Genomic DNA, 26,776 nt, shown 5'->3' on the forward strand with positions numbered 1-26,776 from the left:
ATGGAATCTCAACCGGTTCCGTTCAACAAAGGCTTCATTGTTGGCTTTTCAAGCCCAACGAAGCCTTAGCTGTTAGCAGCAGAATTTATTACCTTTCGATTAATTCATACTTTTCGCCATCTTCCGTTGTATATTGAACTAAACCTAGTTTTTTACTCCAAACAAAATTTTTTATTTTGAAGTTTGGAATATTGTTGAAGTTTTGGAAATCATTAAACGAATAGCAATTTTGGACTCCAAATTTATTTAAGGTAACAACAGTATCTTTAATTTCGGATCCGCTGAACTCAATATCAAAAATTCTTATAACAGGAATTGCTTCAACGTTTTCGTCTTTGGCTAGTTGAAGTAGGTAATCTGATTCATTTGCTGTTCCGTCATGTATATATTTAGCCTCAATTAAATAGAACTCTGAATTAACTAAGGAGACAGATGAATTGCAGTCTTCTGCAGGCATTGAATGTGATTTATTCAAAATAGTAATTGTGTCTCGTCGTTTGGCGTCTTTATTAGACTCAAAAATCGCTATATCGCCCTTTTCATATGATTTTGCCCAAAGACTATCACTTTCAGTAAAGTACAATTGTTTACAACTACACGACATTATTAATGCAAACGATGTGATTGAGAATAAAGTTCTAAATGTGTTCATTATTGCGGTTTTGTAATTTTGCTGCTAACGGTTTCGCGCTTGGCGAGGTTGGGAACTAAATTAAACTAAATTCTCAATACAACACTATCATTCCAAAAACAAAATAATTTTCAACTCCAGCTCCAACTCCCAATCTCTCCAATCGCGTGTTATGGATTGGTCGCTACGCATCAAGAAGAATCTTTATATCTTAAACAGCCAAATTGTCTTCGCACAAAAATCGCAAGGATCCGCGGAAGTTCTGCCGTAAGTTTCTAGAGAAAGTGGCAAAGCAAAAACGTCTTTTGGGCGCAAACTTTTCGGTAAACAACTTTCGGAAATCAGCATTTCAATACACAAGTTGGAAGTTCGGAAAACGGCAAAGTTTGCGCTCAGTTTTCAACTGGAAGTTTTACTTATAAACATCTTTTGTAACCTAAAATCCACTTTCTAGAAACTTAGGAAACGGGGATTTTCTATTGCGATTTTTTGCGTGTGAGAAGCAGGAAAGTAGGGGCGACTTGGCCATAACGGTCCCGCGCTTGGCGAGGTTGGGAACTAAATTAAACTAAATTCTCAATACAACACTATCATTCCAAAAACAAAATAATTTTCAACTCCAGCACAAACTCCCAATCTCGCCAAACGCGTGTTATGGCTAGGTCGCTACGCATCTAGAAGAAACTTTATATCTTAAACAGCCAAATGGTCTTCGCAAAAAAATCGCAATGATCCGCGGAAGTTCTGCAGTAAGTTTCTCAGAGAAAGTGGAAAACCTAAAACGTCTTGTGGGCGCAAACTTTTCGATAAACATTTTTCGGAAATCAGCATTTCAAAACACAGGTTGGAAGTTCGGAAAACGGCAAAGTTTGCGCTCAGTTTTCAACTGGAACTTTCAATTCTAAACATCTTTTGGAACTTAAAATCCACTTTCTAGAAACTTAGGAAAACGGGAATTTCTTATTGCGATTTTTTGCGTGTGAGAAGCAGGAAAGTAGGGGCGACTTGGCCATAACGGTTTCGCGCTTGGCGAGGTTGGGAACTAAATTAAACTAAATTCTCAATACAAGACTATAATTCCAAAAACAAAATAATTTTCAACTCCAGCTCAAACTCCCAATCTCTCCAATCGCGTGTTATGGCTAGGTCGCTACGCATCAAGAAGAATCTTTATATCTTAAACAGCCAAATTGTCTTCGCAAAAAAATCGCAAGGATCCGCGGAAGTTCTGCCGTAAGTTTCTAGAGAAAGTGGAAAAGCTAAAACGTCTTGTGGGCGCAAACTTTTCGGTAATCATCTTTCGGAACTCAGCATTTCAAAACATTGGTTGGAAGTTCGGAAAACGGCAAAGTTTGCGCTCAGTTTTCAACTGGAAGTTTCAATTCTAAACATCTTTTGGAACCTAGAATCCACTTTCTAGAAACTTACGAAACGGGAATTTCTTATTGCGATTTTTTGCGTGTGAGAAGCAGGAAAGTAGGGGCGACTTGGCCATAACGGTCCCGCGCTTGGCGAGGTTGGGAACTAAATTAAACTAAATTCTCAATACAACACTATCATTCCAAAAACAAAATAATTTTCAACTCCAGCACAAACTCCCAATCTCGCCAAACGCGTGTTATGGCTAGGTCGCTACGCATCTAGAAGAAACTTTATATCTTAAACAGCCAAATGGTCTTCGCAAAAAAATCGCAATGATCCGCGGAAGTTCTGCAGTAAGTTTCTCAGAGAAAGTGGAAAACCTAAAACGTCTTGTGGGCGCAAACTTTTCGATAAACATTTTTCGGAAATCAGCATTTCAAAACACAGGTTGGAAGTTCGGAAAACGGCAAAGTTTGCGCTCAGTTTTCAACTGGAACTTTCAATTCTAAACATCTTTTGGAACTTAAAATCCACTTTCTAGAAACTTAGGAAAACGGGAATTTCTTATTGCGATTTTTTGCGTGTGAGAAGCAGGAAAGTAGGGGCGACTTGGCCATAACGGTTTCGCGCTTGGCGAGGTTGGGAACTAAATTAAACTAAATTCTCAATACAACACTATCATTCCAAAAACAAAATAATTTTCAACTCCAGCTCCAACTCCCAATCTCTCCAATCGCGTGTTATGGCTAGGTCGCTACGCATCTAGAAGAATCTTTATATCTTAAACATCCAAATCGTTTTCGCAAAAAATTCGCAATGATCCGCGGAAGTTCTGCCGTAAGTTTCTCAGAGAAAGTGGAAAAGCTAAAACGTGTTATGGGCGCAAACTTTTCGGTAATCATCTTTCGGTAATCAGCATTTCAAAACACAGGTTGGAAGTTCGGAAAACGGCAAAGTTTGCGCTCCCTTTTCAACAGGAAGTTTCAATTCTAAACATCTTTTGGAACCTAAAATCCACTTTCTAGAAACTTAGGAAAGGGGGATTTTCTATTGCGATTTTTTGCGTGTGAGAAGCAGGAAAGTAGGGGCGACTTGGCCATAACGGTTTCGCGCTTGGCGAGGTTGGGAACTAAATTAAACTAATTTCTCAATACAACACTATCATTCCAAAAACAAAATAATTTTCAACTCCAGCACAAACTCCCAATCTCGCCAAACGCGTGTTATGGCTAGGTCGCTACGCATCTAGAAGAATCTTTATATCTTAAACAGCCAAATCGTTTTCGCAAAAAAATCGCAATGATCAGCGGAAGTTCTGCCGTAAGTTTCTCAGAGAAAGTGGAAAAGCAAAAACGTCTTGTGGGCGCAAACTTTTCGGTTATCATCTTTCGACAATCAGCATTTCAAAACATTGGTTGGAAGTTCGGAAAACGACAAAGTTTGCGCTCATTTTTCCACAGGAAGTTTCATTTCTAAACATCTTTTGGAACCTAGAATCCACTTTCTAGAAACTTAGGAAACGGGAATTTTCGATTGCGATTTTTTGCGTGTGAAAAGTAGGAAAGTAGGGGCGACTTGGCCATAACGGTCCCGCGCTTGGCGAGGTTGGGAACTAAATTAAACTAAATTCTCAATACAACACTATCATTCCAAAAACAAAATAATTTTCAACTCCAGCACAAACTCCCAATCTCGCCAAACGCGTGTTATGGCTAGGTCGCTACGCATCTAGAAGAAACTTTATATCTTAAACAGCCAAATGGTCTTCGCAAAAAAATCGCAATGATCCGCGGAAGTTCTGCAGTAAGTTTCTCAGAGAAAGTGGAAAACCTAAAACGTCTTGTGGGCGCAAACTTTTCGATAAACATTTTTCGGAAATCAGCATTTCAAAACACAGGTTGGAAGTTCGGAAAACGGCAAAGTTTGCGCTCAGTTTTCAACTGGAACTTTCAATTCTAAACATCTTTTGGAACTTAAAATCCACTTTCTAGAAACTTAGGAAAACGGGAATTTCTTATTGCGATTTTTTGCGTGTGAGAAGCAGGAAAGTAGGGGCGACTTGGCCATAACGGTCCCGCGCTTGGCGAGGTTGGGAACTAAATTAAACTAAATTCTCAATACAACACTATCATTCCAAAAACAAAATAATTTTCAACTCCAGCACAAACTCCCAATCTCGCCAAACGCGTGTTATGGCTAGGTCGCTACGCATCTAGAAGAAACTTTATATCTTAAACAGCCAAATGGTCTTCGCAAAAAAATCGCAATGATCCGCGGAAGTTCTGCAGTAAGTTTCTCAGAGAAAGTGGAAAACCTAAAACGTCTTGTGGGCGCAAACTTTTCGATAAACATTTTTCGGAAATCAGCATTTCAAAACACAGGTTGGAAGTTCGGAAAACGGCAAAGTTTGCGCTCAGTTTTCAACTGGAACTTTCAATTCTAAACATCTTTTGGAACTTAAAATCCACTTTCTAGAAACTTAGGAAAACGGGAATTTCTTATTGCGATTTTTTGCGTGTGAGAAGCAGGAAAGTAGGGGCGACTTGGCCATAACGGTTGCGGCTTTGCGAGGTTGCGAACTTCGTAACCGATTACTTTCGGCTAAGATAATTTTTATTGCGAAACGAGAATATGATTTTACTAAAAATTCGCAATCACGCAAAATTGCTGTTAGCATTTCGGCAGGCTTCGTGATCTCTGCTGCAAGCGTAGTTTTTTATTTTACATGCAATATTTTTTCCGTTTTGTTTTTCGGGAAATAGGAGTGAGTTGAGATTTCTAATGTTAGAAATTTTGCAAACTAATTTTATTCATTTCGTCGACGAAGAAATTCTGCAAAATTTTAAGCTAGTTATTGTAAAGCGAATTAAAAGTGAAAAGCCCGAAAACAAAACAAACGAGAAAATCCGTAAAATAAAAAGCGAGCGGATTTTTAGAACAATATTCGACAGCGATTTTCGATTACGATTTTAGCCAAAACTTGCGCTGAATGCTAACGGTTGACGATATGGACAGTTGCCTGTGTTGCGCCTGCGGCAGGCAATTGTATATATCGTGTGTTGTGGGCTGTTATCTTGTCTGCTAAGATAAGAATAACAGGAACAGTTGGGCAGGGAGAAAGTTAGATAAACGATTTTAAAGTATGATTCCTATCCTACTGGGGGATAGGCAGCGTTTTTTCAAATCTCAGATTAAAATTAGCTGCATCCTGGCGTTCAAACAGTTGTAAGAAAAAAACTATTGACTTTTCGTTTTTTTTCTTATAACTTAGCCAAGCCTTTAAGCGTCTTCGCTTTGAAAATACATTTTCAGCAAATCTTCTTGCAAGGCTTGACCAAAAATTAAACGTATTTTATTTTCCGTTTTAATCGCCAGAATTCCACTCTAAATTTTAAGCCTTTTATCAAGTTTCGAGCGCTCAATTGCCCACAACGTGTCGCGGCTTGCAGAAGTGGCGAACTTCGTAACCGAGATTTTCGGCTAAGATAAAATTTCTTGCGAAAGATAAACGTGAATTTACCACATATTTCGCCATTTCTGCAAACCGCTGTTGAACTAAACCTACGGTAGTGTATTGCGGAAAATTGCAGTCCTTTGTAAAACTAATTAAAATTTATTTATAATGATAAAAAAAAGAAGATGAGTTAGTTGGGTCACCAACAATCATCAATCGAGCAGTTGCAGAAGTACCTGGATTTAGGGAATTACTTCACCGATACAAACGGTCTATGTCAATTTTAGGCAGGAGCGAAAGCACGTATCGAAATTATGCCCAGCACGTTGCCGCTATGGCATTGCATTTCGGAAAAATCCCCACCGAACTTGATGTAGAGCAAGTACAAGAATACTTATACATCTTGCAAAAGCGTTCCAAAACGCCTTCCTTAACCTACTTCAAGCACACCGTTTACGGACTTCGATTTATGCTAAAATCGGAAGGTTTGCCTTATGAGTTTTTGCATTTACCATCGATTAAACACGACAAAAAACTTCCCACTGTTCTGAGCAAAGAAGAAGTGTGGCGGTTGCTTAAAAGCTGTCATCTGCTCAAACACAAAGTTCTTATTGGACTGCTGTATGGCTGTGGACTGCGCTGTATGGAAGTTCGAAGTCTGCGTTTGCAAGATCTTGATTTTGATCGAATGCAACTCAAAGTCGTTCAAGGCAAAGGCAAAAAAGATCAATATGTTCCCTTATCCATCCATTTAATTCGAGGTTTAAAATCCTATATCCAAGCCGAAAAACCAAAGATATATTTGTTCAACGGACAACCTGCAGGACGTGCCGGTGGTGATTTTGACTCCCGCTATTCGCAGCGCGGTGTGCAACCTGCCCCGTTACAAATTAAATATGAGTAAAAAATTGAATTCAAAAATTTGTAACGGGGTGCGGCGGTCAAGCAAGCTTGCAAAGTTGCTGGAATTACCAAAGATGTTTGTGTCCACACACTGCGCCACACTTTTGCCACGCATTTGTTAGAAGATGGACTTGATATTATCAGTTTAAAGAATCTTTTGGGACACGAGAATATTGAGACGACGATGGAATATTTGCACATCGCGCAGCTCGATACTCAGAAAGCCTTTAGTCCTCTCGATACTTTATTTGCTAAATGCAGTTCCAATGGAAGTGCAGATTGATCGCAGTCGAAGTGAAGTGGCCGATGTGCTCGAAAAGTTAGGTGCTGGTATAGAAAATTTAGGATTAAATACTTGGCAGTTGCGAACGCTCTCCGCGGTAAGAAGGTGCAGAACCGCCGCTTTGGGCGGACATATCGATGCGTGTGAAGATTGTGGAACAGTAAAAATAAGTTACAACTCCTGCCGCAACCGACATTGCCCTCACCCCGTTACAAATTAATAAACAAGAATAACAAAAAATTTGTAACGGGGCAGGGTGTCAAGGCAAAAATCGAGACGATTGGATACAAGCTCGGATGAGTGAACTCTTGCCTGTGCCATATTTTCACGTGGTATTTACATTGCCAGACAGTATTAATTCTTTGGCAATGCAGCAACCGAAATTGGTTTACGATATTCTTTTTGAATCGGCTTGGGCGACTTTGAAAACCTTTGGCAAAAAGAATGCGTTGCAGACCGGTATGATTGCAGTTTTGCACACGCTTGCCCCGTTAGAAATCTAACTGATTTTTTAATCTATTTTTTAAATATCTTCTTCCCATTCCACTTTTTAGATACTTTTCTCTAGCAATAGCATCTTGTTTATTAAATGAAACTTCATAATACAAAATTTTCCACGGCATCTTTTTGCTCGTCGTTAGTGTCCTACCAGAATTATGCTGTATAATTCTTTCATCTAAGTTTGAAGTATATCCTATATACCAAGAATTATCCATTTGTGAAATTAATACATAAACATAATATTTTTCCATTTTGTAAAAGTATAAAAATTTCTAACGGGGTGCGGGACAGAATTTATCCTTGCATCCGCACCTGCATTGTATTGTTCCGGGCGGTGGCGTGGATAAAAATGGTGCTTGGATTAACATCCGAAATGACGGTAAATTTCTTTTCCCTGTAAAGGCATTATCGAAAGTGTACCGAGCCAAATTTTGCGATGTATTAAAAGCTAAAAATCCTGATGATTATACCCAAGTTAAAAAGGGATTATGGGCAAAACCTTGGGTTGTATTTGTTTACCCCGTTAGAAACTTTACTGGAATTTTCTCGATAATGTTTTCTCATATTTCCTAATGTTTCTAACGGGGCGGGGAAACCTTTTGGTAGCGCACATTCTGTAGTAGAATATCTTGGAAGATATACTCACAAAGTAGCCATTAGCAACAACCGAATCCAAGAAGTTGATGACAAGAATGTGACTTTTAAGTACAAGGATTATCGGCAAAATGGAACTAAGAAACAGATGGTATTGTCTCACGGTGAATTTATCCGACGTTTTGCACTGCATATTCTACCAAAACGATTTGTAAAGATCAGACATTATGGTTTTTTGAGTAGCAATTGGAAACGCCAAAAGCTTCAGGATCTGCAGAAGAAAATGAACTTTACACCGATTGCTAGAGAAACCAAAGCAGTAGCAATCAGAAAATGCCAATGTTGTAAAGTGGGAAACTTGCACACCATTCTGATTTTTGACACCCGCGGTCCGCCTGCTTGGTATCTTGGCAGTAGCCAAAAAACGGCAACCCAACAAAGTTAATTTGGTACGGGTAAGGGCAGGTATGCAACAAAGTGAAGGGAAACACTCAGAAACTCTCGATTATATTACCCCATAAAAAAAGAGGACTTCTAATCCTCTTGATATCCTCATAACTCTTTTACGATAACTCCATAGGGATGGAATCTCAACCGGTTCCGTTCAACAAAGGCTTCATTGTTGGTTTTTCAAGCCCAACGAATCCTTAGCTGTTACCTGTAGTTTTTTTTACTTCAAAATGATTTAGCCAAATTTTTTCTGTGCTGAACTCTCCATTTTTATTTTTGTTCAAGAAAATTGCATTCAGTTTCCTATTCAATAGCAATGTGTCAGGTATAAAATTATTATCATAAGGCTTTACAGTAAATATAATGGTATCTCCTGCCATTTTATATTTTCCTTTATATTTTTTTTCAAAACCAAGAAAGCCATTTACATTATTTTCACAAGTTCCGTTTTCCCGAAATATTAGTGTATAGTGAAAAAGGTCATCTCTAAGAATTCCGCTCAATACTATTCTAGATTTAAAGATTTCCGATTCGATTAGATTTGTGGTCAACACGAAAATTATGAAAAAAACGTGAGTTCCAAAAATTATTTTATTTGACATTATTCTGCCTTTCGAGAGTTTAATAATCGTTATAATAAGAGTAATTAAATAAAGAATGACAATTGGAATAATTATAAACCAAAATTGTAATAGATAAATAATCATTCCGCCGAAATAGTCAGTAATGAACCAACATATCATTCCAATTACTGAAATAACAGTAAATATTTGAAAACTTTGTCTTATGCTCAATTGTGGTTTTTTAAAATTACAGGTAACGTTCTCGCGCCTTGCGCCGTTTGCGACTTACGAAGACGATTATTTTCGGCTAAACGAAAATACGATAAAAAACGATAATTCCACTAAATTCGCAAATGGCGCAAGACGTGTGTTACCCAACGTTTATTTATTCAACAATCGTAAATCGCGTTTCTTGATTAAAATCGTCTACAATTTTTAAAATTCCTTTTTCTTTAGAATAGAATAAAATATCAGGAAAAGACCTCAAAAGGTAGGCATTCGAATATTCAATACCTTCAATATCAATAGTTGTAAAGAACTCATCATGATAATCAAAAGAATAATTGATGTTTCCAAAACAATTTCCGAGAAATGCTTTAAGTTCAAAACCTCCATCTCTATTCGCTTCGACCGCTACGATTCCATCATAACAATTCGTATCATCAGTAAAAGTATATTCACCACGTTCAATGTAAACATCTGCACGTGGTCCTAAATAAACAAACGATGATTCATTTGGTCCATCTTCATAATGTCTAATTTCTTTGGATGTTATTTTAAAAGTTATAATTTCGTTAGTTTCCAAATTTTTTAGTTTGAATGTATCATTAATTTCAAATAGTAAAAAATCTTTAGCATCGTCACTTAAATCATAATAAAGATCATCTGGTTTACACGATTGTAGGGTTATTAAAACTAGAAAAAAAAATCCTAAATATTTAAATTTTACTTTCATTTCGATGGTTTTTAAATGTTGGGTAACGTTTCGCGGCTTTGCAAGGTTGCGAACTTCGGAACCGAGATTTTTCCGCTAAGATAAAATTTCTTGCGAAAGATAAACGTGAATTTACCACATATTTCGCAATCTTGCAAAACCGCTGTTAGCCGTTCGGTTTTTTATTTATCTATTATATTTTGTTACTTAATGTAATAACAACAACAACTTAAGTCACTTTTGTTGTAACTTTTCCATTGCTAATGAATTTCTCATTATCTACTGCTTCACAAACTTTATAATGGTTGAATTCCCTAAGCCATTCGTCAAATTCAACAAATAAACCCCACTCGTCAGGTTGCTGCAATCTATACTACTACCCACTGAAAGGATGCCTTCGCTTATTTTAGCTCCTAAAACAGAATAGATTTGATAGGTTTGAGTTTCTTGGGTATCAATGAATAACTGATTTTGTACTGGGTTAGGATATAGCTTGAATACATTTTGCACAAATGTAGGAGTAGATAAACTAGTTACACAAATGTTGGCGGTGAGTTGTGGTGAAGTGTAATAGCCAGGGTTATAATCCGTGCCATTTCCAAACTCACCATTATAATTTCTACCCCAGTAATAAACTGATCCATCTGTTTTAGTAGCCATTGTAGTTGCAAAATTGCGAGCTTGTACAGTATCCCAATTACTATCCGTTCCTATTTGTACTGGTATATATTGCTTTGTTGTTGTACCATCCGCTAATTGTCCATTGGTATTATTACCCCATGCCCATAAAGTACCATCAATTTTCACCCCAAATGAGGTTCCAGTTCCAGTTGAAAAACTTTTCCACAAATCAGTACCTACTTGATGAGGAGTAATACCAGAAACAACATTCTCACCAACACCTCTTGCTGCTCCATTGCCCCATGCCCATAAAGTTCCATCCGTTTTTTGTGCTAAGATATGCTGTGCTCCTACATCCATTTTAACCCACGTATTCACAGAGGTAATTTGAGTAGGCATTGCTAATGAATACACACTAGATGCAGCTACTAATAAGTATCCAGCATTAGCTCCCCAGCCCCACAGCGTGCCATCGGCTTTCAATGCAAAAGCAGTTCGATCTGTACCTGTAGCAATATCAATCCAATCAGTTGCGGTACCTACTTGTATTGGAGCAAGTTGTGACTCTGATGAAGGGGGATTCCCAGTTTGATTGTTGTCGTCTTGACCCCATGCCCAAATTGTACCATCGGCTTTTAAAGCTAAGGTAAAAAGATAGGAAGGAGCTACTTTTAACCAATTAGTAGCCGTTGTGATTTGTTGAAAAGTGAGGAAATATTCTGCAGTTGAACTCACTCCCAAAGAGCCATTCAAATTACTACCCACACCCCAAAGTGTGCCGTCATTTTTTATAGCAAAGGTATTTTGAATACCAGGAAAAACTTTACTCCAACTCGCCAGAGCACTTACCTGTATGGGGTTAGGTTCTGTAAAGTTAGTTGTTGCTAATTGACGCCAATCTCCTTGTCCCCAACCCCACATTGTACCGTCTGCTTTTAATCCCACTGTATGAGTACCTCCAAATTTTAAGCTTTCATAACATTGCGCATTACTAAAGAGTGTGAAAAGTAATAATAATGCACTAAGTAAATTTTTTTTCATTGAGTTTGTAATTAAGATTAGATTTTTTATTTTTTCGATTTTTTCTGCGTTAACTGAAACTGACGGCTAACGTTTCGCGGCTTGCAGAAGTGGCGAACTTCGTGACCGATTATTTTCGGCTAAGATAAAATTTCTTGCGAAAGATAAACGTGAATTTTGCACATATTTCGCCATTTATGCAAACCGCTGTTAGCCGTTCGGTTTTTTATTTTTCTATTAAATATTTTGTTACTTAATTTAATAAAACCAACATCTGACGAAGCTTTTGTTGTAACTTTTCCATTGTTAATGAATTTCTCATTATCTATTGCTTCACAAACTTTAGAATGGTTGAATTCCCTGAATTATCCACCAAGTTCAGTAAATAAACTCCAGAAGGTAAACTACTGCAATCAATATTATTACCTACTGCAAGTGTTCCTTCGCTAATCTTAACTCCTAGGATAGAATAGATTTGGTACTGCTGTGTTTCTTGCGTATCTATAAACAAACGATTTTGTACTGGGTTAGGGTAAAGAACTACGTTATTTTTAGTAAAGTCTTCTGTGCCTAAAGCGCAAGTGTTAATAAGTACTGGAGAATATTGATTCACAAATGTGCCGTCTCCAAAAGTACCAAATGCATTACTTCCCCATGAGTATAATGAACCATCCGCTTTTAAAGCAGTAGTTGAGTTATAACTTGTAGTTACCGTTTTCCAGTCACTAGAAGTGCTGATCTGAGTAGGAACAAGTAGGTCGTTTTGCGTACCATTACCTAGATTTCCCAGTATATTACGACCCCATGCCCATAAAGTACCATTTGTTTTAATAGCAAACGAAGAAAATGAATCTGCTTCTAGCATTTCCCAGTCTGTATCAGTACCTATTTGTGTAGGCCAAGGTATACTTGTTGTACTACCATTACCTAACTTACCATTAGCCCCTCCTCCCCACGCCCAGAGGGTATTATCATTCTTTATTGCTAGAAAGTAACCGTTACCTGCAACTGCATATTTCCAATCGGTATCTAACCCAATTTGACTGGGCACTTTAACATAGGCTTGCCCTCCGACTGGATCAGCTGGTAAAAATCCGAAAGACGGACTATTTTGCCCCCAAGCCCATAGAGTTCCATCTTCTTTAACTGCTATATTTCGCGCTAAATTGCAACTAACCATTTTCCAATTTGTACTGCCATTAATTAAAACTGGAGTCGATTTATCTATAAATGTGCCATCGCCCACAGTGGCATCTTGATTATCGCCCCAGCCCCAAAGCGTACCGTCAACTTTAATTCCAACACTATGGTCCGAACCCGCTCTGACCATTTTCCATTGACTTGAACCTATCTGCACAGGAACCAAACTATATAATGCAGTACTTCCACTACCAAGGTTTCCCTTTAAATTACTACCCCAGCTCCAAAGTGTACCATTCTCTTTGATGGCAAAACTATGCACACTTGAAGCGTTTACTTCTTTCCAATCCGTAGCACTTCCTATTTGCGTTGGTACATTTGTAGACCAAGTAGTACCATTTCCCAAAGCGCCATCATCGGCATTAAAGCCCCAACTCCATAGCGTTCCATTATTTTGAATTCCTACCACGTGTCTTTCTCCAACAGAAACTGTTTCCCAGCATTGGGCTTTGCTATTAAAAGCCGTTATTAATAATGTAATAAGTAAAATTTTTTTCATTGAGTTTGTAATTAAGATTATATTTTTTATTTTTTCGATTTTTTCTGCGTTCCGTGAAACTGACGGCTAACGTCTTGTCGCTTGGCGAGGTTGGGGACTTTAGAGCAGAGTATTTTCTGCCGAAAACGAAGATATGATAAAAAACGCTAATTCCACTAAAACCCCAATCTCGCCAAACGGCTGTTACCAGCTGACTACTTTATCAGATTTCTTTTTTTCTCCATTTTTCTATATTTACGGATTAAATAAATAAAAATTATTCCTAATAATATTTTAAATAAAGCATTCCAATAATTATATGGTTCTGTAAACTGTTTTAAGTTTTCGGAATCATTAATTTTAATCGATTTGAAAAAAATCTCTTTATTTTTTTGATTGTAAGATGCAACTTTGGAATAGATAAATTCATAATATATACCATCCAAATATAAAATTAAACTTTGTCCATTTTCTTCTTCTGAATTTACCTCTTTAAACGTTAATTTATAAGCTAAATAATTATTGAAAGTTATCTGAGTTGAGTCTTTAATATTCATTCCTTTTTGGGAAAAGCCTTTTAGCTGTCCAGCTATGAACTGTTTATAATTTTTTATTAATTCAATTTGGCTTTTTGGAAGATTTGGTTCAGTATCTTCATTAGTTAAAATTTTTAATCGCATCGTGACATAGGATTCTTCTTTTGAATTTAAATAATATGTTTTTAGAATTGTTTTTATTGATTGATTAAGAGTGTCAGTTTTTACAACATTCTCAAGTGTTTTTGGTTTGCTTGGAAATTTAATCGTAATGTTTTCATCAATCGATGTTTGACTGAAAATAATTCCCGAATATAGTAAAGTTAAAAGTGCTAATATTTTATTCATAAATTTTGATGTGTTTCAGGATTTTTTCATAGTTTGCTGGTAACGTCCTGGCGCTACACGAGGTTTGGGATTAAAGACGCGAGATTTTTCCATTATGCACAAATTTTCCAAGTACAAAACCATCTTTAAATTCAGCCAAATACCCAAATCTCGTGTAACGGCTGTTGAACTAAACCTTCGGTAGTGTATTGCGGAAAATTTGAGTCCTTTGTAAAACTAATTAAAATTTATTTACAATGATAAAAAAAAGAAGATGAGTTAGTTGGATCACCAACAATCATCAATCGAGCAGTTGCAGAAGTACCTGGATTTGGGGAATTACTTCACCGATTCAAACGGTCTATGTCAATTTTAGGCAGGAGCGAAAGCACGTATCGAAATTATGCCCAGCACGTTGCCGCTATGGCATTGCATTTCGGAAAAATCCCCACCGAACTTGATGTAGAGCAAGTACAAGAATACTTATACATCCTGCAAAAGCGTTCCAAAACGCCTTCCTTAACCTATTTTAAGCATACCGTTTACGGACTTCGATTTATGCTAAAATCGGAAGGTTTACCTTATGAGTTTTTGCATTTACCATCGATTAAACACGACAAAAAACTTCCCACCGTTCTGAGCAAAGAGGAAGTGTGGCGGTTGCTTAAAAGCTGTCATCTGCTCAAACACAAAGTTCTTATTGGACTGCTGTATGGCTGTGGACTGCGCTGTATGGAAGTTCGAAGTCTGCGCTTGCAGGATCTTGATTTTGATCGAATGCAACTCAAAGTCGTTCAAGGCAAAGGCAAAAAAGATCGATATGTTCCCTTATCCATCCATTTAATTCGAGGTTTAAAATCCTATATCCAAGCTGAAAAACCAAAGATATATTTGTTCAACGGACAACCTGCAGGTCGTGCCGGTGGTGATTTTGACTCCCGCTATTCGCAGCGCGGTGTGCAATGGGCGGTCAAGCAAGCTTGTAAAGTTGCTGGAATTACCAAAGATGTTTGTGTCCACACACTGCGCCACACTTTTGCTACACATTTGCTAGAAGATGGACTCGATATTATCAGTTTAAAGAATCTTTTGGGGCACGAGAATATTGAGACGACGATGGAATATTTGCACATTGCGCAGCTCGATACTCAGAAAGCCTTTAGTCCTCTCGATACTTTATTTGCTAAATGCAGTTCCAATGGAAGTGCAGATTGATCGCAGTCGAAGTGAAGTTGCCGATGTGCTCGAAAAGTTAGGTGCTGGTATAGAAAATTTAGGATTAAATACCTGGCAGTTGCGAACGCTCTCAGCGGTGAGAAGGTGCAGAACCGCCGCTTTGGGCGGACATATCGATGCGTGTGAAGATTGTGGAACAGTCAAAATAAGTTACAACTCCTGTCGCAACCGACATTGTCCGAAGTGTCAAGGCAAAAATCGAGACGATTGGATACAAGCTCGGATGAGTGAACTTTTGCCAGTACCGTATTTTCACGTGGTGTTTACATTACCAGACAGTATTAATTCTTTGGCAATGCAGCACCCGAAATTGGTTTACGATATTCTTTTTGAATCGGCTTGGGCGACTTTAAAAACCTTTGGCAAAAAAAATACGTTGCAGACCGGTATGATTGCAGTTTTGCACACCTGGGGACAGAATTTATCCTTGCATCCGCACCTGCATTGTATTGTTCCGGGCGGTGGCGTGGATAAAAATGGTGCTTGGGTTAACATCCGAAATGACGGTAAATTTCTTTTTCCTGTAAAGGCATTATCGAAAGTGTACCGAGCCAAATTTTGCGACGCATTAAAGGCTCGAAATCCTGATGGCTATACCAAAGTGAAAAAGGATCTATGGGCAAAACCCTGGGTAGTATTTGCCAAGAAACCTTTTGGTAGCGCGCATTCTGTGGTAGAATATCTTGGGAGATATACTCACAAAATAGCCATTAGCAACAACCGAATCCAAGGAATTGATGACAAGAATGTGACTTTTAAGTACAAGGATTATCGGCAAAATGGAACTAAGAAACAGATGGTATTGTCTCACGGTGAATTTATCCGACGTTTTGCAATGCATATTCTACCAAAACGATTTGTAAAGATCAGACATTATGGTTTTTTGAGTAGCAATTGGAAACGCCAAAAGCTTCAGGATCTGCAGAAGAAAATGAACTTTACACCAATTGCTAGAGAAACCAAAGCAGTAGCAATCAGAAAATGCCAATGTTGTAAAGTGGGAAACTTGCATACCATTCTGATTTTTGACAAGAGAGGTCCGCCTGCTTGGTATCTTGGCAGTGGCCAAAAAACGGCAGCCCAACAAAGTTAATTTGGTACGGGTAAGGGCAGGTATGCACCAAAGTGAAGAGAAACACTCCAAAACTCTCGATTATTTTACTCCATAAAAAAAGAGGACTACTAATCCTCTCGATATCCTCATAACTCTTTTACGATAACTCCATAGGGATGGAATCTCAACCGGTTCCGTTCAACAAAGGCTTCATTGTTGGCTTTTCAAGCCCAACGAAGCCTTAGCTGTTACCAGCAGTAATTTTAGCTTTCGACTTTTTTATAACTTATTATTTGATTATTTAAAATCAATACTGTTTTTAAATTTTCGGAATTCAAATCTTCAGATTCTCCAAGTTTTTGTAAAAGTAGATTTGTCATACTGTCAAAACTGTTTTCTTGTGAATGATTTGCTAAAATTGCTTTTTTATACTCAATTTCAATAATATCGCAATCAAATCCTTCTTCCTCAGCATCACTTAAGTTTTCATAAGCAAATACAACTCCCGGATCAAAAGTTGCTGGTTTTGAGACAAGCGTATTTTGAGTTTTATCAAGATTAGAATTTATTTCTGCTCCTAAAAATTTCCCATCTTTCTCTATCTTATCAAAATGATTTGTGTAATGATAGGCTATTCCATTTTCCACAATTTCTAATTCTGTGAAGGTTGGCACTTCTTTTTTTAAATACTCTAAAAGTTCTTCTGTAGACATAAGTTCTGTATTATTGCTGGTAACGGTTGACGATATATACAGTTGCCTGTGTTGCGCCTGCGGCAGGCAATTGGATGTATCGTGTGTTGTGGGCTGTTATCTTGTCTGCTAAGATAAGAATAACAGGAACAGTTGGGCAGGGAGAAAGTTAGATAAACGATTTTAAAGTATGATTCCTATCCTACTGGGGGATAGGCAGCGTTTTTTTAAATCTCAGCTTAAAATTAGCTGCATCTTGGCGTTCAAACAGTTGTAAGAAAAAAACTATTGACTTTTCGTTTTTTTTCTTATAACTTAGCCAAGCCTTTAAGCGTCTTCGCTTTGAAAATACATTTTCAGCAAATCTTCTTGCAAGGCTTGACCAAAAATTAAACGTATTTTATTTTCCGTTTTAATCGCCAGAATTCCACTTTCAATTTTAAGCCTTTTATCAAGTTTCGAGCGCTCAATTGCCCACAACTTGTTTATATGTCTAACAACGTCAGTTATATCAACCCAAATCTGGCTGTATATGTCTGACAAACGTCAGTGTTATTTACAAGAGCAATATAGATAATTTTTTTTATAAATCGTCAAATGGACTTTTTATTTGCTGAATACTTTTCGTGCTCACGTGGGTGTAAATTTCGGTCGTCTTGCTGCTGTTGTGACCCAAAAGTTCCTGAATATATCTTAAATCGGTTCCACTCTCCAAAAGATGGGTCGCGTAACTATGCCGTAGCCAATGTAACGTAACTGGCTTGGTTATAAATGCTTTTTTTAATGCTTGTTTTAAGACACTCTGCAAACTTTTTTCGCTATAGCGCGTTCCTGCTATACTTCCTTCAAATAAAAAGTTTTGCGGTTTGAAGACTAAATAATAATCTCGAAGCATTTCCAATATTTTTGGACTTAGCGGAACAATTCGGTCTTTATTGCCCTTTGAGTTTTTAAGCATAACGATATTTCTTTTGCTATCGATATGCACTGGCTTTAATGCCAAAAGTTCGCCGCAACGCAAACCACAACTGTAAATCATACTAAGCATCATTTTGTGTTTAATATTTGTATGTGCAGTCAATATAACTTTTACCTCTTCTTTGCTCAATACATTTGGTAATAGCTTCGATCTTTTTGGTCGGTGTATTTTGTCAATTTCAATTTTTGTTTCTAAAATAGTTCCAAAGTATAGTCTAACTGAATTCACAATTTGGTTCTGATACGAGGCCGAAAACTTATTCTTCAGTATAAAATCATTGTTGTAAATTATCACATCTTCATTCGTAATTTCTGAAATAGGCTTGTTCCTATAAAAAACAAAAAATGATCGCAGTGCATCGCAATAAGTCTTTATCGTATTCTCACTATACCGTTTGGAAGCTAAGTGCTGTTTGAATTTGGAAATTTGTTCAATGCCTTCCAATGACGGAATGGTTTCTTGATGCTGAATAATCTTAAAGATATTTCGATTTTCGACTGTATCGGGAAGATGCCAAACTGCTTTTCCTGCACTCCAACGAGCGTCGTCAAATTCCTTGATTCGCGCAATCAGTCTTTTGTCCTTTTCAAAAAAAACTGCAATTCGGCGCTCACCTCGATGGGTTATTAATTTGGCAGAAAATTCCATAATCAGCTGATTTTGTGAACTTAAAGTTAACCAAAATCTCTTTATAAATCACTTTTTGTTTTTAGCAGAAGTCCTGCGCAAGGGATGGGAATGGCATCCTTTGCTGCCAACCAAAATTTTCTAAATTGAAAACAGCAATTTGTGGCAGCAAAGATATAATGGACAGCCCGAACGGAGCCTAAAATAATGGTCTTAAAAAACGAGAATGTCTAGTAACTGATTTAATTCGATTGTAGCAATGGCTCTGGTTGCGCCCAAAAAAAACGACGCATCTTTAATACCTAAACGTCTCTTAACCGACAATTTTTGCATCGCGAACTATCATATCTGTGTTAGTTTTTGCATCTTTGGCGGCGGTATAAAATCTTTATATATTTTTATCGAAATGATACAGGCTAAGCCGAAAACTGACTAGAGTAGGCACGATTCAAAATTTATTTATGAAAAATTCAAGTTTATTAGTGCTGCTCGCAATTTCGTTTTCACTGACTTCTTGTTGGGAATTTAACCGAGCTCAAAAATTTAAGGATGCCGAGAACAACGGAAAATCGGTGTTGGTAGAGGCGGAAAGCTCCCGAAAAGCCTTAATTGAAACTGCTAAAGCCGAAAATGAAAGTGCCACGTTGCAAGCAGAAGCCCGAATCAAAATCGCAAAAGCCGAAGCACAAGCGGAAATCGAACGCGCCTACGGAATTGCAAAAGCCAACGAGATCATTGGCAACTCGCTAAAAGGAAACAGCGAATACCTGAAATACCTGCAAATTGATGCCATCAAAAATAGCACTGGCAGCAAAGTTTATATCCCGACAGAAGCAAATCTGCCAATCTTGGAAGCGAGGGGAAAATAAATCATCAAAATGGTTCTACAGACAAAAAAGCCTACAATATTTGTAGGCTTTTGTAGGCTATTGCGATTTTAGATTTTCGCCATCAGAAACGTGAAATTTCCTGAAAATAAAGCCGGATAATATGGTTAGCATTCCTACACTAAGAAATGTGAGGCGGAAGGCATTATGAGTTTCGTTGTGAATAAGCTCCTGGTTGTTTTCAAAGAATTTTAGAACTATCAGACCAAAAGCGATACCGAAACCGACCGCCAATTGTTGATTGACCGATACTAAAGAGTTTCCGCTGCTGGTTTGGAAATTTCGAAGATCAGCAATCGAAATGGCATTCATCGAGGTAAACTGAATTGAGTTGAAGAAGCCTAAAACCGCAATTATCGGAATAAACCACAGCAATGAACTGTTGATGTCGGGGATTGCGAGGCAACAAATTAAAGTTCCGATGATAAAAGTATTGACCATCAAGGTTTTTCTGTAACCAAATTTGTTCAGTATTTTTATCACGTAGGATTTCGCGAACATTGCCGTGAGCGCCATCGGGGCAATCATCCATCCCGAAGTCACTGCAGATTGCTTAAAAGCGACCTGAATCATTAATGGTAATAACAGCGGCACCGCACTAATTCCTAATCGTGTCGCGAGATTTCCGATAATGCCCACCCGAAATGTTCGCACTTGAAATAAGTTGAGCGGAAAAATCGGGTTGTTGTCTTTGCGCGCATGCTTATAATAATAGTACAAAAACAGAAATCCTAAGATGAAGAATATTAAAACTGGGGTGATATTTTTAGTATTTCCAAAAAGTTCTAGTGCGATGGAAAGTAGGAGTGAAGCTCCCGCAAAAATCATAAATCCCTTCATATCAAAATTCACAATTTTGGATTTGTAGTCGGGCATATATTTTATTCCCAGAACAATTCCCAGAATTCCAATTGGAATATTAATCAGGAAAATCCAGTGCCAAGAGAGGTAATCTACCATATAGCCTCCCACTAATGGTCCTAATACTGGCCCAATTAATGCGGGAATAATCGCATAATTCATCGCTTTTACCAGTTCTTTTTTTTCAAAAGTCCTTATCAGTGCCAATTTTCCAACCGGCGTCATCAAGCTTCCTCCAATTCCTTGAATCACTCTGGAAATTACCAGATGGGTCAAATTTTGAGAGGCGGCACAGAATAACGATCCCAAGCTAAAGAGTATTAGAGAGGCGATAAAGATTTTGCGAGTTCCAAAGCGGTCAGCTAGAAATCCACTTGCGGGCATAAAAACCGCCAAAGTTAGCACATAACTAATAATCGCATTCTGCATATTGAGCGGCGACTCATTTAGATCTCTCGCAATAGACGGCAGCGAAGTGTTGAGAATTGTAGAATCCAACATCTGCATAAATATCGCAGTGGCGAGAATTAACGGCAGCAGTTTCTTAGTGGTTTCTAAAGTTTGGATCTTTTGCATCTTACAAAATTATAAAAAGTCCAATCATATTTCTCAGTTTTAAAGAAATAAGCTGGATTTTGAAGTAATAGTTTGAAAGCGGTGGAAAGGCGGTATTTGCGTTGAAATCATGTTTATTATTTGGAGCTATTTCCTGCTGTCCACTGTATCTTTCCTGCCCAAAACAAAGGGCAGGAAAGGATGCCGTTGCCATCAGGGCTAGGGGACTTGCCCTTCATTTGAGATTATAGGTTTTTCTTGGAGCTATTTTGCTTCGCCCGTTCGCTTTGCTCGGGTCTGCTGTCCACCGGCATTGCGATCCCGATTTTTATCGGGAGTGGCAATCCTCTAAATATTTTTTAATATTTAAAAAAAGGATGCCGTTCCCATCAGGGCGACGGAATTGAGCTATTGTTTCAGATAGGTATTTAATTCGGATTTATATTTAGAAATTTGAAAACCCTCAAATATCGATAGTACGATATTTAAGGGTTCTATCATATTAAAAAATGAGTATTATATCGTTGACCAAAGCTAGCGGCTGATAGCTAAAGGCTGATAGCTAAAGGCTTGCAGCTAATTATTTATACAAAACCTCCGCACCTTTAAAAAACGGAATCCATTTGTCTTTTAGCGCTTGCGAAATACTGGCTTCTTTTACGGCTCTAAAGTTGGTGTACAATGCGTTTTTTCCTTGTACAATATACCAAAGTTGAGATTCCGGATTTTTATCGTTTTTGAAATTTGGTGATTCGATGGTGAAAATTATCCAAGGATATTCCGCAGACTGATCTTTTTCGATAAAGGTCAACTTCGCTTTTGCAGAATCTTCTTTAGCGCGGTTAATCATAAATGTCATAACCGTATCCATCGGAACACTTTTAGCTCCTTTTATAGACATCATCGTTCCTATTTCGGTCCAATCTTGCAAAGTCTCTTTTCCACGAACTAATTCAATCATTACGACCTCTTTATCTTCTTGATTGCTCGCTACTTTCCATTTCTCTTCGTCTGGCCAATCTAGTTTTAGATATTCTCCATCTAGACTTTTGTCTTCGCAAAATTGTGATAAGTACTTATCTGCTTGAGCATCGCCAATTTGCTTTGCCTGCATAAAGTCTTCACAAGCGCCCTCCTTATTTCCGAGTTGTGCACGAAGTTGACCGCGCAAGGTTAAGGCATTGGAAGTAGTAGGATCAAGCTGAATTGTTCTGTCAAGATCGGGTAGGGCTTGCTTATATTTCTCCTGACTTACAAAAATTGTAGCTCGGCTGTAGTAGGCTTTGGTATATTCTGAATCAAGTTCGATGGTCTTATTTAAATCTGCCATCGCCGATTTATAATCCTGAACTGCCAGCGAGCAATTTCCTCTATTAAAGTAAGCGTCCTTGTTAGTTTTATCTTCTTTAATGGCTTTTGAATATTCAGCAATTGCACTTTTATAATCTTTTTGATTGTGTTTATCAATTCCGTTCTGAAAATATTCTGCAGATGATTGAGCAAAACTAGAAAGAGAAAAAATGAATATAAGTACTAGTAATAGGTTTTTCATAAATTTGAGAAGCAAATGGCTTGCGATAAGTTGAATTTGATTAATTAAAAACAGTCGCAAATATATACTTTTAGGCTTTTGAAAATACGTTTAGATATATTAAATGCTATTCTTCTATCTACGCCCAAATTACTGTAAAATAAAAAATCAAGACATAGCGATCAAGTGCAAAATCACGCTATAGAGTACTTTAACGCCGCAGCACTGTGCGAAGTGCAATATTCGAAAAAATGTGGAAAAATTTTTAGCTGGCTGTTTTTAGAATATCCATTTCTTCTAGACGGTTTAGCGCAGCACAGAATAATTTATGAATTTGTTTCAGTATTTCAGTATGATCAACCAAACCATTTATAAAAAAGCTTAACTCAAATTCCCCATCCGGAAGTTTTTCACCCCAAATTCCTTTCTGATCAGAAATTTGAAAGTTGATATCTTTGAAAGCAAGAATTTGCAGTTTTACAGGATCATTTTTAAGAAATGATTTGACTTTAAGTTCGTCATTGGATTTAATAATAAATTTACGGTCAAATTCCTTATCGCCAATTTTTACATCTTGAGCGCCAAAAATCTTAGAAATCGAATCCAATAAACTCTGTGGATAGATTTCGAATCTAAAATCACTATTGCTTGAAAAAGAAGAGAGCACTCTTGTATATTTTTGCTCAAAATTCTGACCGCCAGAAGTTCTAAACTCAGTGTAATTATCAAATATGATTGGATGGTTGCGATGAAGTATTTTCACTTTATCCGATTCCCAATAACTTCTTTCGATAAAGTTTCCGTTCATCAATTTGGAAAATTGTTTTAGTACTTCAGAATTTGGGTAGTTCATGTTTTTGAAAGTTCTTGAGAGTAAAGTTAAATCGAATGATTGTTAAAAGATATTCATTGGAAGACAAACTTGCGCGACAAGCGGTTTTTACTTAGTTCTTATCTTAAATTGCCCAGTTAACATCCACGTATCTTATTTTCCATTTTCCTTCTATTTTTTTAGCTAAAAATACAGCATTTTGGGATTGGAAAGATTAATCGAGAATTTATTTTCTAATATTTATAATGCTTAAATTTCTAATCGAGAAAAGAAATTTCAAACTAGATGAGTAAGTGCAGAGTGGTACAATTTCTATATTTTTACTGGGGCAACACAAGCATACAAAATATTGATAAGTAGTTTCTGAGAATTACCGAAGTTCAATGGTATCAATCACCAACTCAAAACTTTCATCTTTTTTATTTCCTATCAAAAATCGAATTTCTTCAAAAAAAGTCTTATCAAAATTTGGCATATTCAGCTTTTGCCCCCGAAAAGAGGGTTGCAAATCGGCTAATGCAATTTCAATTTCTTGCCACTCTCCGGTGGTTGAAAATGTGGTTATATAAGAGTGCGAATTGCTTAGCTTGTCTTTAATTCGGAACTGATAGTCTTTGCCATCACCTTTTAAAGTTAGTATAACTTTGCTATCGGTATCAACTTTCAAAGTTGCAAACTCATGCCGAATCGACGAAAATCCGCCATTGTTTTCTGTAGAAACATCGCCGTAAAAAACGCCTTTGCCTTCTCGATCAATTTTGAATTTTCCCTGCGACATTCCGCCCATTACACCATCGTTGACAATTTGCCAATCGGCAGCGTTTGAATCTTTCTGAAAATCGTATATAATTGTAGACATATATTAAGTGATATAAATGAGATAAAAGACCTTCGTTTTGAAAGTGTTGCTCTAAGGTAACTGATTTTGCGAAAGCAGAAGTCTTAAAATAGTATTTGGAAGGTTTGATACGACCTTCAGTGGTGATTCTAGTGCTTTTTAATGCGTTCAGTTTTTAATAGTGCTATGAGCTTGAGATATATTAGTCGCGAGTTATCAATGACGCATAACATATTTTACTAGTGGATGCTCATATATAGAAAGCAGCAATTCTACATATAATTTTTGCTGATTGATTACACTAAATATCAGGTTCTTGAATGAAAGCTTTTTCGTTGCTCGGTGTAGCTTTTTTATCTAGGCGATGATTATCAAACAAATCCATTGCTGTATTTAGCATTCCAATTAATCCAATGCCCAAAACTATAATTCCATAAGAGAGCTCTTTCAGCGCTTTGTTTGTAGAAACGGATGCGCCAAATATGCCAATCGCAATACAACCAAACGCCAATAATGCCAGTGCAATTAACATCCGTTTTCCTTTTTTTGGATCCTCCCAGATTTTTCTGGACATCTCATTCTGCATTTTGGTCGTGTCTTGTAAAGTCGACAAACTGATCGCGATACCCATAAACAATAATGCTAAATTGTAATTTTCCCAAATTGTGTCAAATCCAACGATGTACGGTTGCACAATATAATAACCGCTTATCAGCATAAATGGATATTGTAAGTAGCTTATTTTATTGAGAATATTTTTTGGCTCAAACATAATTTTGTCAGTTAAATTGATTATTTATAATTATAATTTTTTCCACCATTTTGAATTTCAATTTTACTGATGCTAGCAATTGGAATTGTTCTGTCTAGACCCTGAATAAATCGGGATCGACTTCCTTTTAAAGTGTCATTTTCCAAAATTACTGTATCAAAATAAACAATGTACTTTTTCCCATTTTTATGAGTCATCCGCATTTCAATTGCTGGAGAATTAGCAATCGTCATTTTTTCTCCACTTTTGTCTATCACCTCAATTTTACTAATATTATTGGAAGAATATTTAATGTTTTTAAAATATAAAGGATTGTTTATTTTTACCTCATTCATATTAGAATTCGTAGCTACTACCATCTGATTTTTAAAGCTATCAATGGGAATTGTATAGGTTTTACAAGAAATAAATAGGAGAGAAGTGCCAATGAAGATAGATCTTGAGATTATTTTTCGCATATGAGTAAGGAGATTGCTAGTGAACCATATTTACTGTGCAATTTGCAAAAAATTCTGGTAAAGGCAGCGTGGTAAATTTATTATTTATTTCAGTTTAAATTCGTTTTCTAAGTATTGACATACTTATTTATAAATGTTCATATAGTATTTCCTGCAATGAAAATTCTAAAAATTATTAAATAATAAAGTGATAATGGTGCTGAGTAAGTAGGATTTTAGACATGAGCAAAGTCAACCGCATAATCGGAAATTTCACTATTGCGAAATAATGTCTGCGATTTTTAATAATACTCAATTTCTCTAATCCATTTATATAGCGCTACACCATCAACAGATTTTATAATTTCCACCCAATTATGATGAGCATCGTATTTATAAGTAAATAAGCTATAAGATTTTTCCATCTTCTTAGTGTGATAATTTTGTCTAGTATATGATAGTTCGCTTACAACGCCATTTTTGTATTTGTATTTTTCGATATTTTGCGCTTTAAAAATATCTTCGTCGCAGCAATATTTAGCAGTTAATTGATTGGCTTTATTGTACTCAAAATGATCATAGTATGGTTTTTGGTTGCTCATTATTGTCGAAATGCGAACTAAATTATCTCCTTTATAAGTCATAATTCTCTGGTTTCCTTCAACAATATCATTGCTATACTTCTGGCCGTCTATTGCATATTCCTGAGTTTTGATCAGTCTATTTTTTGAATCGTAGAAATTTTGAAGACTTTTGTAAACCACACCAATCGAATCATAAACGCCATAAGAGTGACCATTATTTTCCAATTGTACCCAAGTGCTTGGATCTTTTAAAATTTGATGATCCAATTTCCCTGCTGCATTGTAATAGTTAATAGTTTCTCGGACACTTCCGTCATCATCAAAATTTTTTCTTCTACTTAATTTACCATCTTTATAATCTTTAAAGATGTGTGCAAAATTATTGAAGGCTAATGATTGATAAAAAATATTTTCTAAAAGGTGCTCGTCATTTTCGCCATACTCTCTATAAAAATGATTTTCGGTGCTAATTGAATATGATGTACTGTCGATTCTACTGATTAATCGATTTTTCTTGTCATAAAATATATCTGTAGGAATTTATTAATTCTCCTTTTTTTCCAAACCAATTTTCTCTGTCAATTATTCTATTAGGAAGGTAAAAGCGTTCGTAATTGATAAAATATGAATAAGGTGTCGAATACCAAAGAGTAAGAAATTTAGCTACAGTACTTTTCGGTCCCATAAATCCGGAATGTCCATAATCACTATCATACAACATTTGCGGATTCTCCTTTTCAGTCAAGAAAATCACCTTCTCACGAACCGACTTGACATTTCCAACGATACTGTCTTTGGGTAGATCCTGTGCGGATAGTATCGAGATTGTGAAAAAAAAAAACAATAAAAGAGTATAAGTAGTTATATTTCATATATCAATGTTAAAGTATCATGGCAGCTAGTTGGTTTATAGAATATAATTTAATAGGAAAGATAGTCAATAGTGAGATAGATTTTTAGCTTATGTCACATATTTTTAAAAAAAAAAATTGGTGTTATTGTCTAAAAAAGCACGAGCGATATGAATGGCATTT

Annotated in this window: 21 protein-coding genes and 3 pseudogenes; 6 read left to right on the forward strand and 18 right to left on the reverse strand. The window is 36.7% G+C overall.

Translation table 11 applies throughout. The features are described from left to right. Positions 1–88: 88 nt before the first annotated feature. A complete protein-coding gene (locus SBO79_RS09795; protein ID WP_318640232.1) occupies positions 89–652 on the reverse strand; it encodes a hypothetical protein in 564 nt (187 codons plus the stop codon). A gap of 5,264 nt (positions 653–5,916) precedes the next feature. Here SBO79_RS09795 and SBO79_RS09800 point away from each other — a divergent pair. Together SBO79_RS09800 and SBO79_RS09805 are read left to right on the forward strand one after the other, a co-directional pair. Next, positions 5,917–6,633: pseudogene (locus SBO79_RS09800) on the forward strand (tyrosine-type recombinase/integrase). Further along, a pseudogene (locus SBO79_RS09805) lies at positions 6,617–7,115 on the forward strand (IS91 family transposase); the annotation flags it as partial. The pseudogenes SBO79_RS09800 and SBO79_RS09805, both read left to right, overlap by 17 nt. Positions 7,116–7,124: 9 nt before the next feature. On the opposite strand, the gene SBO79_RS09810 reads toward SBO79_RS09805, so the two are convergent. Continuing rightward, positions 7,125–7,385 (reverse strand): GIY-YIG nuclease family protein, encoded by a 261-nt coding sequence (locus SBO79_RS09810; RefSeq protein ID WP_318640211.1) that lies wholly within the window; start codon positions 7,383–7,385, stop codon positions 7,125–7,127. A gap of 34 nt (positions 7,386–7,419) precedes the next feature. On the opposite strand from SBO79_RS09810, the pseudogene SBO79_RS09815 reads away from it, so the two are divergent. Then, a pseudogene (locus tag SBO79_RS09815) lies at positions 7,420–8,173 on the forward strand (IS91 family transposase); the annotation flags it as partial. A gap of 202 nt (positions 8,174–8,375) precedes the next feature. Here the strand turns inward: SBO79_RS09815 and SBO79_RS09820 are convergent. The 5 genes from SBO79_RS09820 to SBO79_RS09840 all read right to left on the reverse strand — a co-directional run bounded on the left by SBO79_RS09820 (position 8,376) and on the right by SBO79_RS09840 (position 13,878). Continuing rightward, positions 8,376–8,780 carry a hypothetical protein gene (locus tag SBO79_RS09820; RefSeq protein ID WP_318640233.1) on the reverse strand — a complete coding sequence of 135 codons (405 nt, stop codon included), beginning with the start codon at positions 8,778–8,780 and terminating at the stop codon, positions 8,376–8,378. A gap of 346 nt (positions 8,781–9,126) precedes the next feature. Next, complete coding sequence (locus SBO79_RS09825) at positions 9,127–9,696, reverse strand: hypothetical protein (RefSeq protein WP_318640224.1); 570 nt, start codon at positions 9,694–9,696, stop codon at positions 9,127–9,129. A gap of 258 nt (positions 9,697–9,954) precedes the next feature. After that, on the reverse strand, positions 9,955–11,337 hold the full coding sequence (locus SBO79_RS09830; RefSeq protein WP_318640234.1) for a T9SS type A sorting domain-containing protein: 1,383 nt from the start codon (positions 11,335–11,337) through the stop codon (positions 9,955–9,957). Between the two features lie 304 nt (positions 11,338–11,641). After that, positions 11,642–13,015, reverse strand: coding sequence for a T9SS type A sorting domain-containing protein (locus SBO79_RS09835; protein WP_318640235.1), 1,374 nt, complete (start codon positions 13,013–13,015; stop codon positions 11,642–11,644). Positions 13,016–13,209: 194 nt separating this feature from the next. Then, complete coding sequence (locus tag SBO79_RS09840) at positions 13,210–13,878, reverse strand: hypothetical protein (RefSeq protein ID WP_318640236.1); 669 nt, start codon at positions 13,876–13,878, stop codon at positions 13,210–13,212. Between the two features lie 342 nt (positions 13,879–14,220). On the opposite strand from SBO79_RS09840, the gene SBO79_RS09845 reads away from it, so the two are divergent. Both SBO79_RS09845 and SBO79_RS09850 read left to right on the forward strand, forming a co-directional pair. After that, positions 14,221–15,072, forward strand: coding sequence for a tyrosine-type recombinase/integrase (locus tag SBO79_RS09845; protein WP_318640217.1), 852 nt, complete (start codon positions 14,221–14,223; stop codon positions 15,070–15,072). After that, positions 15,056–16,186 (forward strand): IS91 family transposase, encoded by a 1,131-nt coding sequence (locus tag SBO79_RS09850; RefSeq protein ID WP_318640218.1) that lies wholly within the window; start codon positions 15,056–15,058, stop codon positions 16,184–16,186. The genes SBO79_RS09845 and SBO79_RS09850 overlap by 17 nt, the downstream gene beginning before the upstream one ends. Positions 16,187–16,410: 224 nt before the next feature. Here the strand turns inward: SBO79_RS09850 and SBO79_RS09855 are convergent, their stop codons facing one another. The 3 genes from SBO79_RS09855 to SBO79_RS09865 all read right to left on the reverse strand — a co-directional run bounded on the left by SBO79_RS09855 (position 16,411) and on the right by SBO79_RS09865 (position 18,466). Further along, the gene (locus SBO79_RS09855) at positions 16,411–16,860 is read right to left on the reverse strand and encodes a hypothetical protein (protein ID WP_318640237.1); all 450 of its coding nucleotides are present in this window, start codon (positions 16,858–16,860) and stop codon (positions 16,411–16,413) included. 306 nt (positions 16,861–17,166) lie between these two features. Continuing rightward, on the reverse strand, positions 17,167–17,382 hold the full coding sequence (locus tag SBO79_RS09860; RefSeq protein WP_318640238.1) for a hypothetical protein: 216 nt from the start codon (positions 17,380–17,382) through the stop codon (positions 17,167–17,169). Between the two features lie 40 nt (positions 17,383–17,422). Next, complete coding sequence (locus SBO79_RS09865) at positions 17,423–18,466, reverse strand: tyrosine-type recombinase/integrase (RefSeq protein WP_318640239.1); 1,044 nt, start codon at positions 18,464–18,466, stop codon at positions 17,423–17,425. A 440-nt stretch (positions 18,467–18,906) separates the two neighbouring features. Between SBO79_RS09865 and SBO79_RS09870 the strand changes: the two genes are divergently transcribed. Beyond that, complete coding sequence (locus tag SBO79_RS09870) at positions 18,907–19,314, forward strand: SPFH domain-containing protein (RefSeq protein ID WP_318640240.1); 408 nt, start codon at positions 18,907–18,909, stop codon at positions 19,312–19,314. A gap of 57 nt (positions 19,315–19,371) precedes the next feature. On the opposite strand, the gene SBO79_RS09875 is transcribed toward SBO79_RS09870, so the two are convergent. The 8 genes from SBO79_RS09875 to SBO79_RS09910 all read right to left on the reverse strand — a co-directional run bounded on the left by SBO79_RS09875 (position 19,372) and on the right by SBO79_RS09910 (position 26,586). Next, positions 19,372–20,769, reverse strand: a complete 1,398-nt coding sequence (locus tag SBO79_RS09875) for an MFS transporter (protein ID WP_318640241.1) — start codon at positions 20,767–20,769, stop codon at positions 19,372–19,374. Positions 20,770–21,328: 559 nt separating this feature from the next. After that, positions 21,329–22,300: a tetratricopeptide repeat protein gene (locus SBO79_RS09880; RefSeq protein ID WP_318640242.1), complete on the reverse strand. Its 972-nt coding sequence runs from the start codon at positions 22,298–22,300 to the stop codon at positions 21,329–21,331. A gap of 244 nt (positions 22,301–22,544) precedes the next feature. Continuing rightward, positions 22,545–23,132: a hypothetical protein gene (locus SBO79_RS09885; RefSeq protein WP_318640243.1), complete on the reverse strand. Its 588-nt coding sequence runs from the start codon at positions 23,130–23,132 to the stop codon at positions 22,545–22,547. Positions 23,133–23,481: 349 nt separating this feature from the next. Next, on the reverse strand, positions 23,482–23,970 hold the full coding sequence (locus tag SBO79_RS09890) for a CIA30 family protein (RefSeq protein WP_318640244.1): 489 nt from the start codon (positions 23,968–23,970) through the stop codon (positions 23,482–23,484). A 280-nt stretch (positions 23,971–24,250) separates the two neighbouring features. Further along, the gene (locus SBO79_RS09895) at positions 24,251–24,721 is read right to left on the reverse strand and encodes a hypothetical protein (protein ID WP_318640245.1); all 471 of its coding nucleotides are present in this window, start codon (positions 24,719–24,721) and stop codon (positions 24,251–24,253) included. A 20-nt stretch (positions 24,722–24,741) separates the two neighbouring features. Next, on the reverse strand, positions 24,742–25,179 hold the full coding sequence (locus SBO79_RS09900; protein WP_318640246.1) for a hypothetical protein: 438 nt from the start codon (positions 25,177–25,179) through the stop codon (positions 24,742–24,744). A gap of 281 nt (positions 25,180–25,460) precedes the next feature. Continuing rightward, a complete protein-coding gene (locus SBO79_RS09905) occupies positions 25,461–26,009 on the reverse strand; it encodes a hypothetical protein (RefSeq protein ID WP_318640247.1) in 549 nt (182 codons plus the stop codon). A gap of 250 nt (positions 26,010–26,259) precedes the next feature. After that, the gene (locus SBO79_RS09910; protein WP_318640248.1) at positions 26,260–26,586 is read right to left on the reverse strand and encodes a hypothetical protein; all 327 of its coding nucleotides are present in this window, start codon (positions 26,584–26,586) and stop codon (positions 26,260–26,262) included. Positions 26,587–26,776: the final 190 nt, after the last annotated feature.

This window comes from Flavobacterium ardleyense (assembly GCF_033547075.1).
In the GTDB taxonomy this organism is placed as follows: domain Bacteria; phylum Bacteroidota; class Bacteroidia; order Flavobacteriales; family Flavobacteriaceae; genus Flavobacterium; species Flavobacterium ardleyense_A.